This is a genomic window from Sulfitobacter sp. HI0129 (assembly GCF_001635395.1).
Classification (GTDB): Bacteria; Pseudomonadota; Alphaproteobacteria; order Rhodobacterales; family Rhodobacteraceae; genus Sulfitobacter.
The window spans coordinates 1-707 of sequence record NZ_LWGH01000726.1 but is presented as its reverse complement, the minus strand read 5'-3'; the positions used below and the strand labels follow the sequence as shown (position 1 = coordinate 707).

Sequence of the window (707 nt, the reverse complement as noted above, 5' to 3'; positions counted from 1 at the left end):
CTAGACTACCCGCGCAAGACCATGACGGGGATCGCGGATGCAAAACGACACCGACGCTGACAGACAGCTGCTGCAGGAACTTTTTGACGCAGCGGTCACCGCGGCCCTGCCCGAAACGGCTCTGTCACGGCATCTTCCGCCCCCGCCCAAGGGACGAACCGTGGTGATCGGGGCCGGAAAGGGGGCAGCACAACTGGCCCGCACGCTAGACGAAAAGTGGCAGGGCGCGCTTTCGGGCGTGGTCGTCACCCGCTACGGCTATGGGGAAAAAGCGGGCCGGATCGACATTCTGGAGGCGTCCCATCCCGTCCCGGATCAGGCGGGCATGGACGCCACCCGCCGCATCCGCGAAACACTCAAGGATCTCACGCCCGACGATCTGGTGATCGCGCTCATCTGCGGCGGCGGCTCCGCCCTGCTCGCCGCCCCGCCCGAAGGGTTCACGCTTGCCGATGAACAGACCCTGAACCGCGCGCTCCTTGCTTCCGGCGCGCCCATTTCGGTGATGAACATCCTTCGCAGACGGTTTTCCGACGTAAAGGGCGGCAGGCTGGCGCTCCACGCCGGGCCGACCCCGATCGTGAGCCTCGTGGTTTCCGACATTCCCGGCGATGTTCTGTCGGACGTGGCGTCAGGGCCAACGGTTCCCTCACGCGACAGGGTCGATATCGACGCCCTGATCGCGGCCTATGGCATCGATCTGCCGC

At 65.9% G+C, this 707-nt stretch carries 1 protein-coding gene; it reads left to right on the top strand.

Features of this window, described 5'->3' with window-relative positions; genetic code table 11:
- Window positions 1-37: 37 nt before the first annotated feature.
- Window positions 38-707, top strand: a 670-nt coding sequence (locus A3764_RS18025) for a glycerate kinase type-2 family protein (RefSeq protein WP_150122277.1), incomplete at its 3' end; no start/stop codon positions are given.